We start from the raw sequence: 806 nt of genomic DNA on the forward strand, positions 1-806 counted from the left end.
GTCAGGCGGTCACCTCCGGGACGCCACCCGGCTCAGTTGCGCTGCGCCGCGGCGAGCAGGTCCGGTCCGTGGCGGTCGAAGAGCCGGCCGCCGACCGCGACGCCGGCCGCGAGGACGACCACGCCGACCAGGACCCCGACGACCAGAGTGGCCATCCCCCACGGCTCCGGGCCGTCGACGAACGCGAGCACCGCGAGCCACGCTGCGGGGACCGAGCAGACCAGGATCCCGAGCACCATCGACGACTGCGCGACCGAGGCGAGCACCCCGGCGGCCTGGGGCTGCTGGAAGGGGTGGTCACCGGGACGGACCGTCGGGTACGGCAGCACGACCGACACGACGCTCGACAGTCCGAGGCCGGACAGGAGCGCACTCGCACTCACGCCGATCAGCAGTGGGAACGCCGTCCAGTCGCCGAACAGCCACGCCGAGACCCACGAGCCCGCGACGAGCGCGGGGATGCCGACGGCCAGCACGGGCACGAGGCGACCGAGCCGGTCGCTCCACCCGGGTGCCCCCGAGGCGACGTGCAGCCACACCGCCGTGTTGTCGTACGAGACGTCGTTGTGCGGCAGGAACCCGGCGATGAGCGCCATCAGCGGCAGCGGCACGAGCGCGGTCCAGTGCCACGGGACGCCGGCCACCCCGAGCGGGATGACGACGATCGGGACGAAGACGATGATCAGGTACGAGGCGCGGTAGCGCGGGTCCCGGCCCCAGTAGGTGAGCGCCCTGGCCGCGACCGCGCCGACGGGCGTGGAGCCGAGCGTGTCGAACCAGCCGAGACCCCGGTAGCGACGGGTCCG

The 806-nt window shown here is 73.8% G+C and carries 1 pseudogene; it reads right to left on the minus strand.

Features of this window, described 5'->3' with window-relative positions:
* Positions 1-32: 32 nt before the first annotated feature.
* Positions 33-806: pseudogene (locus I5E_RS25555) on the minus strand (ABC transporter permease); the annotation flags it as partial.

The organism is Curtobacterium sp. B18, assembly GCF_000333375.1.
GTDB lineage: Bacteria > Actinomycetota > Actinomycetes > Actinomycetales > Microbacteriaceae > Curtobacterium.